The organism is Nonomuraea sp. NPDC050310 (assembly GCF_040655795.1).
GTDB lineage: Bacteria > Actinomycetota > Actinomycetes > Streptosporangiales > Streptosporangiaceae > Nonomuraea.
The window spans coordinates 167,733-184,877 of record NZ_JBFAKP010000002.1 but is presented as its reverse complement, the minus strand read 5'-3'; the positions used below and the strand labels follow the sequence as shown (position 1 = coordinate 184,877).

Below are 17,145 nucleotides of genomic sequence, written 5' to 3'. Positions count from 1 at the left end.
TGTGCCCCTTCTCGAACGGTTGCGTGCCATTCCGGCTCGCCGGCTGGACCTGGCGCTCGTCGCGCTCGTCCTGGCGGTCCAGCTCTGGCCGCTCCTCGCCGACCGGGCTGGGTGGTGGAGCTGGTGGGGGTACGCGGTCGTGGTCGCGGCAGCCGTACCCCTGGTGTGGCGGCGGCGCGCGCCGGTGCTCGTGCTCATGACCACCCTTGTCGCGGTCGCGCTGTACGACCTGTCCGACCGGGTGGCGGACCAGCCCATCTGGTACGGCGCGCTGGTCGCGATGTACTCCACCGCTGCCTACGCCACCCGGTCGGCGCGCCTGATCGCGCTGGCCGTGGCCGCCGCAGGCGGGCTCCTGGTCACCGGGTCCTCCGACACGGCGGTGCGGGGCGTCGTGCTCTTCGTCGCCGCCTACGCCGTCGGCCGGGCGGCGGCCATCTCGCGTAGCCACGCCGCCGCGCTGGAGGAGCGTGCCGTCCAGCTCCAGCGGGAACGCCAGGTCGAGGCCGAGCGGGCCGCCGAGCGGGAGCGGGCGCGGATCGCTCGGGACATGCACGACATCCTGGCCCACGCGGTCAGCCTCATGGTCGTCCAGGCCGAGGCCGGCCCCGTCGTCGTCCGCACCGACCCCGACCGGGCTGAGGCCACCTTCGACGCCATCGCGGCCTCGGGGCGGGATGCGATGGTGCAGCTTCGGCGGCTGCTCGGGGTGCTCAAGGAGGGCGAGGGGCCGCGTGCGCCGCAACCTACCTTGGCTGACCTGCCTGGCCTCGTTGCTCAGGTCACCGGTGTGCACGTCACCTACACCGTCACCGGTTCCCCTGTTCCGGTTCCTGGCGATGTGGACGTCGCGGCGTATCGGGTGACGCAGGAGGCGCTGACCAACGTCGTCAAGCACTCCGGTGCTAGCCGGGCTGAGGTCTGCGTTGATTGGTCGGACGGGGAGCTCATGATCCGCATCACCGACAACGGCCGCGGCGCCGCCCACCTGCTGCCCGCGGGCAACTACGGTGGCCATGGCCTCATCGGCATCCGCGAGCGCGCCGCCGCCTGTCACGGCACCGCCTCGGCGGGCCCCCGCACTGATGGCCCCGGCTTCGAGGTCGTCGTCCGGCTGCCCGTCGGGATCGCGGCATGAGCGGGGACCTCAGCGACCCGAGCGGCATGGACCTCGGAGTCCCGGCATGAGCGAGCTGGGCGAGACCAACGGTCTGAGCGGTACCAACGGAGTGAGCAGTATGAAAAGCGACAGCAGCATGAACAGCCCCCTCCGTGTCGTCATAGCCGACGACCAGGAACTCGTCCGGGCCGGTTTCGGCATGATCCTCGACGCCCAGCCCGACATCGAGGTCGTCGCCGAAGCCGCCAACGGCCTCGAAGCCGTCGACGCCGCCCGCACCCACCACCCAGACGTCCTCCTCCTCGACATCCGCATGCCCCACATGGACGGCATAGAGGCAGCCCGCATCGTCTCCTCCGAAACAAGCTGCCGCGTGCTCATGCTGACCACCTTCGACCTCGACGACTACGTCTTCGAAGCCCTCCGCGCGGGAGCCAGCGGCTTCCTCCTCAAGGACGTCCGCCGCGCCGACCTCATCCACGCCGTCCGCGTCGTAGCCGCCGGCGAGTCACTCCTGGCCCCTTCCGTCACCCGCACCTTGATCGCCGAGTTCACCTCCCGCTCCCCCGCCACCGACAGGCCGCTCGCGAGGGAACTCTCCGTCCTGACCACCCGCGAACGCGAGACCCTGCGCATGATCGCCCTCGGCCAGTCCAACGCCGAGATCGCCGCCTCCATGGTCCTCAGCGAGCACACGGTGAAGACGCATGTCAGCAACATCCTCACCAAGCTCGGCCTGCGCGACCGCGTTCAGGCAGTGATCGCCGCCTACGAGGGCGGCCTCGCGGTCCCAGGCCGGCTGTGAACGACTGCTTCAACGGTTTCCCGGGCGCAGAACGACCTCCGCGGCTGTAAGGCACCGCCAGGACGACGGAGCGCCCCCATGCGGCCATCCCGAAGTCGGCGAATTCAGCAGCCATTCGAGATCAACGACTGCCGATGATGGACAGCTTGCGCGCACGTCGGCGGGGTGTACGGCCCGCTGCCTGGAGTGTGAGTGACGGGCATCCGACCCACTACGCGAGAAATGCGCAGCCCCACGCGACCAAGAAGGCCGGCCGGCTCGACCCACCTGCACGCACTTCACCAGCCCCTGCAGCCCGACGCAGTGATCACCGACCTGCCGACGACGGCTTAGAGCTCCTCACAGAATGATCTTTGTTGTGCTTTGATCTCTCGCTGTAACCGGGCGAGAGGAGCGCGAGTGGCCAAGCTGAGGCCGTGGGAGGTCAGCGACGAACTGTGGGAGGTCATCAAAACCGTTGCTGCCGCAGCGTCAGCGGCGTTTCCGGCGTCCGGGACGCAGACGGCTGGATGACCGGCTGGCCTTGCAGGGCATCCTGTTCGTGCTGCACACCGGGATCGCCTGGGAGCTCTTGCCCCAAGAACTGGGCTACGGCTCAGGCATGACCTGCTGGCGGCGGCTGGCCGAGTGGAACAAGGCCGGCGTGTGGCAGCGCCTGCACGAGGTGCTGCTCGATCGGCTGCGGGCCGCTGACGCGCTCGACTTCTCCCAGGCCGCGGTGGACTCCTCGCAGATCAGAGCGTTAAAGGGGGCCGCAGACAGGTCCGTCTCCGGTCGACCGGGGACGTCCCGGCAGCAAGCACCACCTGATCACCGACGCCGGCGGCATCCCACTGGCGGTTATCCTGACCGGCGCCAACCGCAACGACGTCACTCAGCTCCGCCCGCTCCTGGAGGCTATTTCCCAGGTGCGCGGCAAGCGCGGCCGTCCCCGCCAGCGTCCCGACGCCGTACTCGCCGACCACGACAAGTACCACCGCCTGGTCCGCGAGCTGCAGATCCGCCCACTCATCGCCCGTCGCGGCACTGCACACGGCTCCGGCCCGGGCACACAACGCTGGGTCGTCGAGCAGACCTTTCGCCCTGCTGCACGCCTTCCGCCGCCTGCGCATCCGCTGGGAAGTCCACGCCGACATCCACGAGGCCTTTCTTAGACTGGCCTGCGCGCTCATCTGCTGGCGACGTCTGACGTCATTGCGTTAGGAGCTCTTAGGGCACCAGCACGATTGCCATCCCACCCCGAGCATCATCCGTGGTTGGAAGCACCGGACCGGCTCAGCTCGACAGGTGGTCCGCTACCGACGCACATGCGGTACGGCGAAGCAGACTCGCCACTCGGGCCCGCCCCACCAGCCCCAAGCATGCCGAACAGCCATCGACATCCGCCAATTGCCAAAGATCAACCAGCATCAAGCCTGGGATCGCCATGCCAAGCATCGAAGATCACCCGAGGAGAAGTGATCAAGCCGTTGATTAGGCACAACCCAGAAAGCAAGGCGATCGAAATGTCACGCTCGGGCCTTATCGTCAGAGCTGTCGCGGTGGGCTTCGCCCTCTCCCTCCTCGGGGCCGGAACGGCCCTCGCCGCCGTCCCCCGCTCCGACCTGGCAGTGGTCAGGATGGATCCGGACGCCACCACGCCGGGCGGTGTCACGACCGTGCGCGGCTTCGTCACCAACAAGGGCCCTGACCCCCTGACCTCACCGTTCTATGTCGTGATCACCCTGCCCGAAGGAGTCGCCTCGGCCGGGCCGTTCTTCCCGACGAGCTGCCAGGGCTTCCCCCAGCTCAACCAGGTGCGCTGCACCTTCCCGTCCGGACTGGGCAAGTTCCGGACCGCTACCGCTCTGATCCCGGTACGGGTTGACCTCCGCATCGGCGCCCCGACGACGCTGCGCGGCTGCGTCCAGGTGTACAGCCGCCGCGACGCGTACCCGGCCAACAACAGGCAGCCCTTCGACCTCCACGTCCACCCCGCTGCCTGACCTCCAGAAGCAGCAGGTTCGTCGCGGCGGCTAGGCGAGTCCTCCCCGCGACGATCCCTGGAGTCACGTGGACCGTCCACGGCCACCCCGGGCGCCCCGCCTGCCCTGACCCGGGCGTCGAAGCCGGTGCTAAAACAGCCCGGAGGGTCGGCCGGCCTGCGTGCAACTGCTGGGATCGAGATCCTGGCCGACTCACCTACATGGCCGACCGATGCCTGTGCCAGGCGATCAACCCGGTGAACCATGCCGAGTCACCGCACTAAATCAGGCGCCCCTTCCGGGCGGCTTCATGGCCGTGGAAGACAGTCCTCGAGTGACCGTGATTGACCACTACTGACTGCTCCCCATGGCACGTTGATGGCACGACGTGAGCTCCTGACCCACTGATCCTCCACGCAACGCACGCACGCTGCCTGATCATCCCCAAGCTGGAGCGCCCGGCCGGAGGCTTTGGTTGCAGGCCCGCTGACTTCAGCGACCACTCCTGGGAGCATAGGGCACCCAACCAGCCAGAACCTGGTAATGAAATTGGACCAACAGGCACCGGGATCGAGTCCAAGCTCGCGACCAGGCTACTAAGTCCACCGTCACTCGAGATTGCACGGATATAAGCATTCGTCAGAAGAAGTCTTATTTCGGCAGAGTCACCAAATATCGCTAAGCGATGAATATAGACCCGGCCTCTCCTCAAACGCCCGGAACCAACGATCAAATGCCTGCGCAAAATCTCCTGGCAGAGGAAGCAAGCTGGAGGGAACGAGGGAGGTTATCTCAGATATTTGGCGAATGCAACTCGAACCCAACAAAGCGCGCAGCCCATGGCGCCGAGTAGTGACGTTGAATATCTCGCGAACTGCAGTGCAGGCCTCTGAAAACTCATTCCCCGAAAGATTGCTTCGCTCAGCTATAAATCGAACGCCTGCGGTGGAAAATAGTATATCGACGAGCTGCTCGGCAACACAACGCGGCCTTCTGGCCAACCCGCGCAGGACGCTATCTGCCCTCAGCGAAGCGACAGAAAGCATCTTCAAGGCAAAGTTTTGATCGTACATTGATGCGTATCGCCATGGCAATTCGTTCAACTGCCGAAGCCGAGTCAGATCAGACCTTAGGACTGTTTCATCACAAGCAAGAGACTTTGCGTCATGATGAATCCCCTCAATGACCGAAAGTATTGCGTAGTGTACTGCTTTTGCGACGTCCTCACTTCCGTAGCGTATCCGAAAAGCAGGCGCGACGGGAGGTACTGGAAACGAAGCCAGGTGATCATCGAACCGACCCAGCACTGATGGCGGTTTCGGATGCGGTATCCATGGCGGAGATGCCGGCGGTGGCAAATCTGAGAACTTGATCGCCATGCTGTGCAGCACGTCGAGATAGGCGGCCAAATCCCCAGTTTGCCAATGACTCCAATAGAGACTGTTACAACCAGTATGGAGCCCCCAGGGGTGGCGTGCGCACTCCACTACATTGGCCGCCTTCCACTTGAGCCGCTGCGACCCAGAATAGCTCCTGACGCGATTTGATAGCAGCAGAGAAATGCTCCCTCGCTTGCTGTCAAACGACGACCCAATAGCTCCCACAGCTGCTAGTCCAAACACCAACGCCATGTCGGGAATATAGTTATCCTCAGACAAGATTGCGTCTAGAACAGATTCAATTACCGCCCCTGGTTGTGGCGATCCTTCCAGGAGGGCTAGAAAATCTAGTGCGACGTCACTTTCAAACGGACCAACGCCCCACGATGACATGCAACACTCCAGGAGGCGACAGGCGAACGCCTATCGCCGATAGATAGTCTGTCCAGCGATCTGCATTTTGATGCCGAGCTGTGGAGTGCCAGTACCCACAATCGGATAGTTGTATTTCATGAAGAATCTATATGCAGCTTTGAGAGCACGCTCTCGCGAATGAGCGTAGTCCTCGGTCACATCTGCCCCCTTCTTAAGCTTAGAAGGATCAGAGAGTGGCTCATTGCGGTTGTGCGGCAACTCCAGGTGCGCAGCGTTCTTAAGCGCATGATACATGATGTGCTCTCCACCATCATCAACGTTTGAATCACCCGTGCGCCAGAGAATCATCATGCGATGACCGCCGGGCTTATTTAGGTCTCGATAGGGGCCTTTCGTTTGATAGTTGTTAACACGTACAGAGAACGTGAAAGCTTTACCGACCTTTAATATTTCTCCATCTGGATCGACAATCAGATAAATTCCTCCTCTTGCGTTTTTAGGCTGCATGCCGAGACCGACGTCCCCATTATACAAGAGAGTGTCAACGCCGTGGATTCCAATGGCGCCGAGGGCCATCCGGACGGATGCTTCCTGAACCCAGCGAGTAGTGTCGGCAGGCTGACACCAAGTCGGGTTCTTGCTACAAATGTCTTTCTGAAGCTTCTCTTCCGCGTCCAGGGACCAGTACCAATACCCGGCACCTCCGGTATTTATTTTTCCAGAGTCAGCCATCCCTTGTATATATTTCTTCGCAGCGGCCTTTGAGGGGAATGTAATCTCTTTCCCATTCCACCAGACCTTATAACCTTTGTTGGGCCTGTCTTCGGCGGGAGGGGCGGAGGACCTTACGCCCTTACCATTTGAGCTGCCCTTGTGGGTGAGGATTTTCCAAAGATTCGCCAATGCAGCGTCGGGGGCGGTCGGATCGTACATTGCCATGTAGGACTTACCTGCTTTGGGATTATCCCAGTAGCCCTTTGGCGCCGGCCGTCCATTTGGCATATAATCAATCCGTTTAGCCTCTTCATCCGACAGGTAGGGCCCAGAACTCTCACAAGGGCAGTGAGCAGCCATTCCTACAGGATGCCTATCCCAACCTCCGCCTCCGCCTATACACATTGCGTACTGACAGCCAGCAGAAATACCGCCGCCCGTGGCAGCAGATGAATAATCAATCGACCCGTGCCCGCCCGTTGCGCCAAGCGGTTTCACAGCTCCAGCCCCGACCGCTACCCGATTGTGGCCGGTCGGATCGATGCCTGTCATTGGCCCAGCGTTTGCATATGCGTACCGGTTGGCCTGGACGCTAGGGCTTGGGTCGAGGGACATGCTGTCGCGACTAGTGAACGCACCCAGTTCAGGTGCATACCAACGTGCGTGCATGTTGACTTTCCCAGTATCCGGATCGGTGTATGACCCTTGATAGCCGAGGCTGGCTTTTACTCCTGTCTGCTGCAATATCTCACCGAAGGGGCTGAACATAGTCGAGCTCGTCAACCCGCTAGTGTTGAAAGTAGCGACAACATCGTTGTGAAGGTCAGTAATTGTTGTTACCGCAGATGCGGCGCCCTCCTGCAGGCTCATGATGTTGCCAATGGCATCGCGGCCATACTTCGCCACGGGCCCTTCGCTAGAAGACAACGCGGATAGCGAGTTCGACACGCCGAGATAGGAGAAGACCTGCTGAGCCGTACCCCTGGTGCGCTTTGTCACCCGGTCGAGGGCGTCGTAGCTGTAGAGGCTGTCTCCATCGGCGATGAGCCGGTCGAAGGCGTCGAAGGCCAGCGCAGTGGTCTGACCGTCCTTCATCTGGCTAGCGAGCGTTCCTCGGGGGGTGTATGTGTAGTCAGTTCCCCCTCCTGAGGTCAGGCGGTTGCGCGCGTCGTAGGTAAAGGTGCTGCTGCCTGCCTTAGTCCGGTTGCCGGCGTCATCCCACTCGTAGGGTGTGGCGGATCCGTCCGGAGCCGTCCACGAGGTCAGACGACCGGCCTTGTCGTAGGCGTAGGTGTTAGCTCCGGCTCCGGCTATGCCTGTGGTGGTCTTCGCGGTGAGGTTGTCGTCCTTGTCCCAGCCGTAGGTGATCTTTGCGAGCTCTGTCCCACCGACGCTCTTTACCTGATGGCTGATCAAGCGGTCTTGGGCGTCGTAGTCGAAGATCTGGCTGTCGCTGGCCGAGGCCAAAGTACGTAGTCGGTTCGCCTCGTCCCAGCCGTAGGTGAGGGTCCGGCCGGATACCGGATCGGTGGCCGTCTTGAGGCGGCTTGCGTTGTCCCAGGTGAAGATGGAGGAGCCCGAGGCATCCTCCCGTTGGATGGTGCGACCAAGCTCGTCATAGACAAAGGCCGATTGCTGAACCGTGCCGTGGGAGATTCTGGTGAGGAGACCGCGGTCGTTGTAGTCCGCACTGAGGTCGCCCAGCCTGGTCGGGCGGCCTACGGCGTCGTAACCGAAGGCGCGGGAGGCCGTGACCGCGCCACCGCCTTCGCCTTCTTCGGAGGTGAGGCGGCCGAGATGGTCAAAGACACGGGTGGTGCGCACGCCGCCGGGCTGCAGGATGCTGACCGGGTTGGCAGCGGCGTCGTAGCTGGTGGTCCAGGTGCGGTCGGAGGGGTCAGGGTGGGCCGTAGTGGAGGGCTCGATGACCGACTCGGGCAGGCCGAGAGAGTTGTAGGTGGTCCAGGTGGTGTTGTCGCGGGCGTCGGTGAGGCGGGTGGGAGCGCTGGCTGCGTCGTAGCCGAAGGTGGTGGTGATCGACTTGGTGTCCGTGATCGGTTCGATCAGGGAGGTGACGCGGCCCAAAGCGTCGAAAGACTGGCGTGTGGTGTTGCCCTCCCCAGAGGTGGTGCTGGTCGCGTTGCCAGCCGCGTCGTAGTCGACGGTACCTGTCCGCAGGATGGTGCCGGTGGATCCGAGGTTTCTGACGGCGACGGCGCGGCCGGCCAGGTCGTAGTCGGTCTGGGTGGCGTTGCCCAGCGGGTCGGTCGCCTTCACCACTCGGCCAGCAAGGTCGTAAGTGCTAGTGGTGGTGTGGTTCTCGGGATCGGTGACGGCGGTGATTTCGCCTGCCGCATTGACGGTGAAGGTAGTGGTGCGGTTGCCGGGGGCGATGCTCTTGGAGAGCTGGCCGCTGTCGTAGTACTCGAGCTTGGTGGTGTAGGCGGCCGTGGTCGGCTTGCGCTCGATTACGGTTGCGGTGATCTGGCGGCCCAAGTCGTCGTAGGTGGCCTCGGTGCGGGCGCCGAGCGGGTCGACGGTCGCGAGCTTCTCGCCAAGCAGGTCGTACTCGGTGACCCAGCGGCCGGGGGCTTCGTTCTGAGGCGCAGGGTCGGTGACGCGGACAGGACGGCCGAGTTGGTCGTATTCGATGCTGCGCACGAAGCCACGCGGGTCTGTGGTCTTCGTCACCTGGCCCGCACTGTTGTACTCGTTCTTCACGGTAGGCGTGATCGGTGCGTCTGGGGTGGGCGAGCCGGATACCCCTGCGACGGAAGCGATCTCCGCTGCGGTCAGGACGCGGTCCCATGCCTGGACGTCGTCGATGGCGCCCTGGAAGGAGTGCTGGTAGCCGCTGTCGTACTTGGTGCGCCCGATGAGGAAGCTGCCGGTTGCATCCCAGGTGCTGGTGTAGGCGCCTTCGGCGGCCAGAACGCCGTCTTCGTAGAGGCGGATCTTGCTCTGCTCCGCGTCGTATACCCCGGTGAGGTGGGTCCACTGGTTCAGTTTGGCCAGATTGCTCGAGACGATCTTTACGCCGGGGTCCCCGCTGACGTCGGCCGAATACGTGAGCATCCGCCATTTCTTGTCGTTAGGCGAGAAGACCAGCTTGAAGGCCGAGTTGACGGTTCCGTCCTGGCCGACGACGGCGGCGTGGTGGTCATCCCGAGCCAGTTTCACCCAGGCGGACACTGTGTAGCTGCGGTTGGTGTGGATCACTGGCCCGGAGGTCATTGCGTGCGTACCCGTGGTGTAGGCGACGGCTCCGCCAGTGCGGCCGTCTACCCGGGTGGTGGGGCCAACCAGAGTGGCCGGGTGGTTACCTCCGGAGGAGTCGTTGAGAACCGTGCCGCTGCCTTCGTCCGCCTTCCACCAGCCGACTTCGCCGCCGACGCGGCCGGTAGTGTCCGGGGGAGTGTAGGACGGCGCAGTGATCTTGGTCGGCTGCCCGGCCTTGTTGAAGGTGGTCGTGGTGGTGCGACCTTCAGCGTCGGTCTGGTGGGTCTGCTCGCCGGCGGTGTTGAAGCCCATTAGGGCCGATGGCCGCTTAAGGGTGGTCGCGCCCTCCTTCTCGACGGCGACCTGCGGTGCGATGACTTCGACCAGGCGTCCGGCCGCGTCATAACGCATCGTGGTGGTGTAGGCGGCGGCATCCGCGCCGGCGACATTGCCGCGTGGGTCGGTGACACTGACGGGCAGGCCACGGTCGTCGAATGTTCGTGTGGTGACGATGTCCTCGGCACCGTTCTCGACGGTCTCGCGGTTGATCTGTCCGGTCTTGGTGTAGGCGTACTCGCGAGTCTCGACTCTGGTGGTTCCGCCGGCGGACAGAGCCGTCTTGAGCACGTTGTCAGCGGCGTCGTAAGTGAAGGTCGTGGTCCTGTTCACGCCTGCGGGGTCGATGTTCTGCGAGGTCACCCGGGAGGCTGCGTCGTACACAGCGCTGGCGGTCAGGCGGCCGCCTCCGGTGACCTGCTTGGTACGGTGGCCCGCCGCGTCGTAGGTGTTCTCCTCCAGCACCACGTCCCGGGCGGTGGTTGAGCCGTTGAGTTTGACGTCGTCGGCGATGGTCTGCCACGGCAGATTGTCGGTGTAGTAGGTGAGGGAGGTTTTCCGCCCCATGGCGTCGACGCGGGAGGCGAGCCGTCCGGCGGGGTCGTAGGCGAGGGCTTCCACCACGACGTCTTGCGCCGCCTGCGGAGCGACCGGGCTGCCGGTCCAGCCCTTCAGCGTGGTGGTGATCTTCTCGCCGCGCTTGCTGTAGCCGTACTGCAGGACAGTGCCGCGGGCGTCCTTCGTGGTGACCACCTGGCCCAGCGTGTTGTAGGTCTGGGTGACCTGGCCGCCTTCGGGGCCGGTGACGGTGTCGAGGCGTCCGCTGGTGTCATAGGTGTAGGTCGTCACCCGGTCGGGGTCAGAGCCGGTCGTGTCGGCGAGAGTGGCGGTGAGCTTGTTACCGTCCGCGTCGTAAGTGAAGGTGGTCTTCGCGGTGTGCGTGACGTCGCTGATCTCGTTCTTGATCCCGGGACTGGTCTGGGTGAGGATCCGACCCAGCTTGTCGTAGGTGAAGCTGGTCGTGACGCCGTTCGGATGCGCGTCCGAAACCTGGGTCGAAGCAGCCAGCCGTCCGATCTCGTCATAGGCGAGCTTGGTGACCAAGCCCTCGGGGTCGGTCTGCTCGGCGAGGTCGCCGGCAGCGGTGTAACGGTAGGTCCACTCATTGCCGCGCGGGTCGGTCTTGGTCTTCAGCAGCCCGGCGGGGGTGACGCCGCCGCCGACGGCTGCCTCAGTGCCGTCGGTATAGGCGTAGCCGACGGAACGGCCGGCCGGGAAGTCAGCGGTGGCCGGAGTGGTCTCCTTCAACACCTCGCCGAAGGCCGTGTATTCAACAGTCGAGGCGTAAGTGTTGTCGGTGGCCGATGCCGAGCGCGCGTCCCGGCTCTTGACCAGGCGATCGTTGCGCGGGTCGAGCTGGTCGGAGGTGTTGAGGTAATACTCCGACCGCGAGGTCTGGCAATTGCTCGTCGTGGACCGGCAGGTGGTCGTGGTGAGCACGTTGCCGCGCTTGTCGTAGGTGCGCTGGACGGCATTGTTATTCGGATCAGTGACCTTGGAGAGGAAACCGCCCGTGTCATAGGCGTACGCGGTCTTCTTGCCGAGCTGATCTGTCTGCGATACGAGCCGGTCGCCGCGCCAGGAGTCGAACTCGAAACCGAGGGTGTTCGTGGCCGGGTCGGTCACGGTCACGGTGGCAATGCCGGTGCTGGCGTTGACCGTGGGCGCCCCGAGCTGCCAGGCGCCGCCGTGGGCCGTCGTGAGTGTCTTGACTCGGTCGGTCGCCGGGTCGTAGGTCGCCTCCATCCCGACGCGGCCGGACGGCAGCGTGATCTTCGACATGAGGTGCGGCGCGGCCCCACGTGCGGCGAAGTGGATCGCGACGTCATCGGCCGACAGGGGCCGGTCGTAGAGGGCGACCTCGTCCAGGAATCCGTTCAGCGGCAGATTTGCCGTGCTTGCCGGCCCACCTGGCCACTTACCGCCCTCCAGCTTGCCATTACCCATCTGGGCGCCCACCGGCCAGCCGCCGAAGCCTGAGCCTGTCGCCGTACCGACGCTCTGGCCGTCCAGGAACATCTGCTGCGTTGTGCCCGACAGGGTGAGCACGACGTGGTGCCATTGGCCGTCGTTGACTGCGGCCGTGGAGGTGATCGGGGCGATCGCTGACGTGCCGGTGGTGGGGCGGAATTGGCCGCGTAGCTTGCCGTCCGAACCCACGTAGACCAGAGAGCGGGCGGGGTCGCTGCCGTTGTCGGTCCCTGCTGCCATGATCACACCGGCTGCAGAGGTCTTGAACCACGTCTCGATCGAGGCGGAGCCGGCGAGTTGGGCGATCGCGTGGTCGGGCAGGGAGATGGTCCCCGCTCCGGAGAGCTTCGCGGCCTTGTCGGGGCTCGATTCAACGGCTCCCGCCTGTCCGAGCGTCACCCCGGTCAGGCTCGCGTCACCCGCCCCCCAGCCGGAGTCCTTGGCCTTGGTGCCGGAGGCCTCGCCGAGGCGCCAATAGCCGATGGGGTCGGAGTTTCGCACCGCGCTGAGGTACTGCGAGCCGCTCGTGTAGGCGTAGGTGGTGCAGGTATCGGCCACAGGGGCGCACACGCTGATGAGCTTGTCGCCCTCGTAGGTGTACGTCCAGGTGAGCGGCGCGCCGTTCGCCTCGTTCGTGGAAACCTGGGTCACGTGCCCGCCGGTCCAGGTGAAGGTCAGCGACCGACCGCCCGAGGCGGTCGCCGTGGACAGCTTGCCGTCGCCGTTGTAGGTGAGAGTCTGTGTACGGCCCCGCAGGTCGGCGATCTTCGTCAGGCGGCCGGAGAGGTCGAAGAAGTAAGAGGTGCCCGCCTTGTCGGTCAGCCGCCAGCCGGCCAGGTCCGGATTTTCGATCTTCGTGAGCGTCGCGTAGGTGCCAGGAGGCGGCTGGAAGGTACCGTCAGCGTTCGGAGCGAAGCGCACCTGACGGCCGTCGGGATAAGTCACCGTCAGCCGGGTCGGCTTCGTCGTGTCGGAGGTGTCGGCCCAGTCGTCTGCGACGATCTTCATGTCCCAGCGCGAGGTCCATCCGGCACCGAACGTGCCGCTGCGGCGGGGGTCGAGGCTGTTGTATGACCGCACGACCGACAGCGAGGGGCCTGCTGTCGCAACAACCGCGTCAGTAGCGGTCGTGGTGAAGTTGCCGGTTGACGGTTCGAACGGCAGGCCTCCGGTTGAGCTGGCGAACTGTGAGTTGACCGCTGGCTGCCGCACACCTGTGGTGAAGGAGCTATCCCAGTAGGTCGACATCCCGTTGGACGGCTCTACGACGGTGACCCGCCACCAGTACTGAGTGCTCCAGGCCAGCGCGCTTCCCGTCGGCACTCGCCAGGTTCTGATGTTCGACCCCAGGCTTCCCGAGGACACACAGCCCGTCGACAGAGCCTGGTTCGTACAAACTTTGAAGGAATAGGTCAGAGAGGAGGAGCCCATGTTGCTGTAGGCGCTGCCTCCGAACAGCGGGGTCCGCGAGTTGATCAGCATGCCGTTCAGAGGAAAGGCGGCCGTAAGCGTCGGGGGATATTGCGGCGTAGGGGTCGGAGTCGGCGTTGGGGCCGCACACGCGCCGACGCCGTCCCAGTAGGTGCCGCCTGGGGTGGTGGTGTAATCGCCCGGATACATCTGGTTGCGCCGGTAGACGAAGCCTTGGTATTGGACCCACTGGCCAGTGCTGTAGATCACGTCTGGCTGCCACTGCCGGATGGTCGAACAGTCGTACGTGGCCGCAGCCGCCACGTCACGTGCCAACGCACTGCGCTGCTCTTCAGCGACAGCTCCAGCAGGCGCCGAAACCTGAACGCCGCCGCTCTTGCCCTGTCCTTTGGCAGCCGCTGGCTGGGTCTGCTCCGTGCCTACTAAAGGGGGCAATCCCTTGGCCGAGCCCGCCTGCTGCTTCGGCGTGTCCACCGGTCCGGAAACTTCGGCAGACCTCTCCTCGACTCGTGACCCGATCTGCGCCTCGGCACGAGTGGGCAATGCCACGAGCTGAATCAGAATCAAGGACGCCGCAGCCACTACGTGACCAGAACGAAGCCATGACGACGTACGGCGCATGCGCACCCACACTCCATGCCGAAAGCAAGCTCTCGGCGAGCACCGAGTGCGCGGTATGTGATCAAACAGACCAAAGATCACAAATCCGACACTGGACGTCAAGATGGATCTTTATCACGATCTTATCTAGGAGGAAAACATGCATTTCCCCATACAGAGAGTGATCAATTCGGGCGTGGCGGTATCCCGTGCAGTGAGGGGTTGTCTAGAAATCGGCCCTGGCCGGCAATCGGTGGTGGCGTTGCGTGATCCTTGGGCTGGGAGCTATAGCGCTTCAAACTCCTGGTGTGGTGCTTGATCTGCGGTTTTGACCTCCAGGCGCCGCGCAGGCAAGATCGCGGGCCGTGTAGATTCGTCTGCTATATCTAACCTTGATCCGGGTGCTTGGTTGGCTGGCGTTGATGGGGCGTAGCCAGGCGCCCAAGGATGTCGAGATCATGGTGCTCCGCCACGAGGTGGTGGTGTTGAAGCGTCAGGTTGTGCGGCCGAAGCCGGACTGGGCCGGTAAGGCGCTTCTCGCGGCCTTGGCCCGCTTCTTGCCGTCGATGCTGCGGGCTCATCAGCTGGTCGCCCCGGGCGCCTTGTTGGCCTGGCATCATCGTTTGATCAGACGCGCATGGCTCTACCCCACCGTACCGGCCGTCCCGGAACAGGCAAAGAGGTCTGAGACCTGGTCCTTCGTCTGGCCCAGGAGAATCCCAGGCGGGGGTACCGGCGGGTCCACCGCGAACGGATGCGGCTCGGTGTGCGGGTCAGCGCGGCGACAGTCCGGCGGATTCTGCGTTCACGCCGACAATCGCCGGCGCCGCGAAGCATCGGGACCTGGTGGCGGACGTTCCTATGCCTGCAGGCAAAGGGGCTGCTGTCCGCAGCAAGTTCTCCACGCTGCTCTCGGCTCCTCGCCCCCCTACGAGGGTCGCAACTCGTCTCCGCCGTAGATCACCTGTCGGGTCAAATCAGGACCGGGGAGACGACCTACGCGACGAAGACCGACGCCGACCGCGCGCTCACCTTGATCGAATCTCAGATCATCACCGGCGACGGACCCGGCTTACGGGAAGGTGCTGCTCAGCGACTACGCCCGTACGTGGATCAGCCAGCGTCCCGGCCTCCGGCCCAAGACGATCGAGGGCTACATGTGGCTGCTCAACCGTCACATCGTGCCGGGCCTGGGTGGCGTGGCGGTGGGCAAGCTGTCGACGCCGATGATTCGCGCTTGGCGAGCCGACATGCTGAAGGCCGGTGTGTCCGTGTCGGTTGCGGCCAAGGCATACAGGCTGCTGCGGGCCGTACTGATGACCGCTGTCGAGGAAGACAAGATCATCATGAGAAACCCGTGCCGTATCAAGGGCGCCGACAACGAGCACACCCCGGAGCGCCCCATCCTCACTCTCGCTCAGGTCTTCGAGCTGGCCGACCGGATGGCGGACAAGAGGTTCAAGGCGCTGATCCTCCTGACGACCTTCGCGAGCCTGCGGTGGGGTGAAGTGATCGCGCTGCGCCGGCGAAGCCTCGACCTCACCGCGCGCACGGTCAGCGTGCGGGAGCAACTCCTCGAACTCGACGGCGGCATCATGCAGCTCGGCCCGCCCAAGTCGCGCGCAGGCCGGCGCACGATCGCCATCCCGTCCGTCATCGTCCCGGCGTTGGCTGACCATCTTGCCGCGTATGTCGACGAGGCGGAGGACGCCTTCGTCTTTCTCGGCAAGCGCGGCGCCTTCCTCCGGGGCGGCAACTTCAGGAGGGAAGCCAAATGGGCGGAAGCGCTCAACGAAATGGGGATCCAAGGACTGCACTTCCATGATCTCCGCCACACGGGCAACACCCTCGCGGCTCAATCCGGAGCGAGCATCGCGGACCTCAAGGCTCGGATGGGCCGCGACAGCGACCGGGCGGCGCTGATCTATCAGCACGCCACCCGAGACGCAGACCAGAAGATCGCCGACGCGCTGAGTGCGCGGGTCAAGGCCGAGCGGAAGGGGAAGATCAAGAAGAAGCGCTAATGGCATGTTAATGGCACGGCGATCAAGTGGTGACCTGCGGTCCTACCACTCCTTGCCCTCGGCCAAGCGCTGATCTTTCATCTGATTGAGAGAGTCGTTGATTACCCGCAGCACAGCGCGGGCGTGATCACGCTCGACACCCATGCGGGTATGGAAGTCCCACTCATCAAGGTGGATGCCGTTGCATACCTCGTTGAGGGCGTTGTTGATGGCGAGAGCATCGTCCGGGCTGAGGTCTACGGTGATCATGTCAGCGGAGACTCGGACGACTTCCACAGATGGCATTGTCCAGGCAGAAGCGCGCCGCACGCACCCCACCCGCCTGATCATGCCTTCTGCCGTCGTCCCGCCCGAAGGGGAAGCGGGCCAGGGCCATGGGGACAAGGTGGAGCGCCCCACCGGACGAACGACCTTGGCCCCATGGCCCTGGGCTGCTCGGCTTGTCCCGGGACGATGGCGGACGGCATGATCAGGCTTCCACCTCAGCCCTCTACGGACCCCAGACTCAGCACGGCGATCATCCTGGAGCCGGAGTACCCCCGCCGGAGGTGTAGTGCCTGTACCGCTGCCGCGCTAGCCGGAAACCTTAAGGAGTAGGTCATCCGATGGACAGGCTTGCAAGGACTGGTGCTGCTCTCGCGGCAGGACTCGTCTTATCCGTGTTGATGACTGGTTGTTGGCCCGGATGCGAGGCAGCGGCCAACGCGGACATCAGAGATCTCAAGGAGATCGTGTCGGGGCTTCTCCCCGAGGCTGTTGCCGTCACTCTCGAAGAGGGGAATGACTGCGACTCTGGGTCCGGTGGCTTTATCTCATTCACGGCGAGTGTACGGATGGATAGTGAACAGATCTTCCAGAAGTTCCTAGTCAAGGGGTGGAGCCGGATCGACGAGCCGCACGATGAGCAGTGCGTCATATGCGTTGATGGCCTCGACGGCGTGTCCACCGATTGGGAGGGCGAAGTCGTTTACCTCATGGCCAGCAAGCGTGACGACTCGACCATGGACATCTTGGCAGCCTTCCAGTAGGTCGCGGCCCGAGTGGCGGACCGTGCGCGAGAACGGCCTCCAGGCCGCACGCGCAGCGTGCGGGCCGCAAGCTCGGGCCGCGTGGCGGTGCGGAGCGCCGCCCTTGATCCCTACAAGAA

8 protein-coding genes and 1 pseudogene are annotated in these 17,145 nt (G+C 64.1%); 6 read left to right on the top strand and 3 right to left on the bottom strand.

Features of this window, described 5'->3' with window-relative positions; genetic code table 11:
- Window position 1: 1 nt before the first annotated feature.
- The 4 genes and pseudogenes from AB0I67_RS06965 to AB0I67_RS06950 all read left to right on the top strand — a co-directional run bounded on the left by AB0I67_RS06965 (window position 2) and on the right by AB0I67_RS06950 (window position 3,910).
- Entirely contained in the window at window positions 2-1,138 is a 1,137-nt protein-coding gene (locus tag AB0I67_RS06965; protein ID WP_357918887.1) for a histidine kinase, read from the top strand.
- 118 nt (window positions 1,139-1,256) lie between these two features.
- A complete protein-coding gene (locus tag AB0I67_RS06960) occupies window positions 1,257-1,925 on the top strand; it encodes a response regulator transcription factor (protein ID WP_357918884.1) in 669 nt (222 codons plus the stop codon).
- A 408-nt stretch (window positions 1,926-2,333) separates the two neighbouring features.
- Window positions 2,334-3,128: pseudogene (locus tag AB0I67_RS06955) on the top strand (IS5 family transposase).
- Window positions 3,129-3,430: 302 nt separating this feature from the next.
- Entirely contained in the window at window positions 3,431-3,910 is a 480-nt protein-coding gene (locus AB0I67_RS06950) for a hypothetical protein (protein WP_357918881.1), read from the top strand.
- Between the two features lie 644 nt (window positions 3,911-4,554).
- Here the strand turns inward: AB0I67_RS06950 and AB0I67_RS06945 are convergent.
- The gene (locus tag AB0I67_RS06945) at window positions 4,555-5,661 is read right to left on the bottom strand and encodes a DUF4259 domain-containing protein (RefSeq protein WP_357918878.1); all 1,107 of its coding nucleotides are present in this window, start codon (window positions 5,659-5,661) and stop codon (window positions 4,555-4,557) included.
- 30 nt (window positions 5,662-5,691) lie between these two features.
- Complete coding sequence (locus tag AB0I67_RS06940) at window positions 5,692-13,923, bottom strand: LamG-like jellyroll fold domain-containing protein (protein ID WP_357918876.1); 8,232 nt, start codon at window positions 13,921-13,923, stop codon at window positions 5,692-5,694.
- Between the two features lie 1,133 nt (window positions 13,924-15,056).
- Between AB0I67_RS06940 and AB0I67_RS06935 the strand changes: the two genes are divergently transcribed.
- Window positions 15,057-15,998, top strand: a complete 942-nt coding sequence (locus tag AB0I67_RS06935) for a tyrosine-type recombinase/integrase (protein ID WP_357918873.1) — start codon at window positions 15,057-15,059, stop codon at window positions 15,996-15,998.
- A gap of 42 nt (window positions 15,999-16,040) precedes the next feature.
- Here AB0I67_RS06935 and AB0I67_RS06930 read toward each other — a convergent pair whose 3' ends face one another.
- Complete coding sequence (locus tag AB0I67_RS06930) at window positions 16,041-16,247, bottom strand: hypothetical protein (RefSeq protein WP_357918870.1); 207 nt, start codon at window positions 16,245-16,247, stop codon at window positions 16,041-16,043.
- A 356-nt stretch (window positions 16,248-16,603) separates the two neighbouring features.
- Here AB0I67_RS06930 and AB0I67_RS06925 point away from each other — a divergent pair, with 356 nt between their 5' ends.
- Entirely contained in the window at window positions 16,604-17,026 is a 423-nt protein-coding gene (locus AB0I67_RS06925; protein WP_357918867.1) for a hypothetical protein, read from the top strand.
- The last annotated feature ends 119 nt before the right edge of the window (window positions 17,027-17,145 follow it).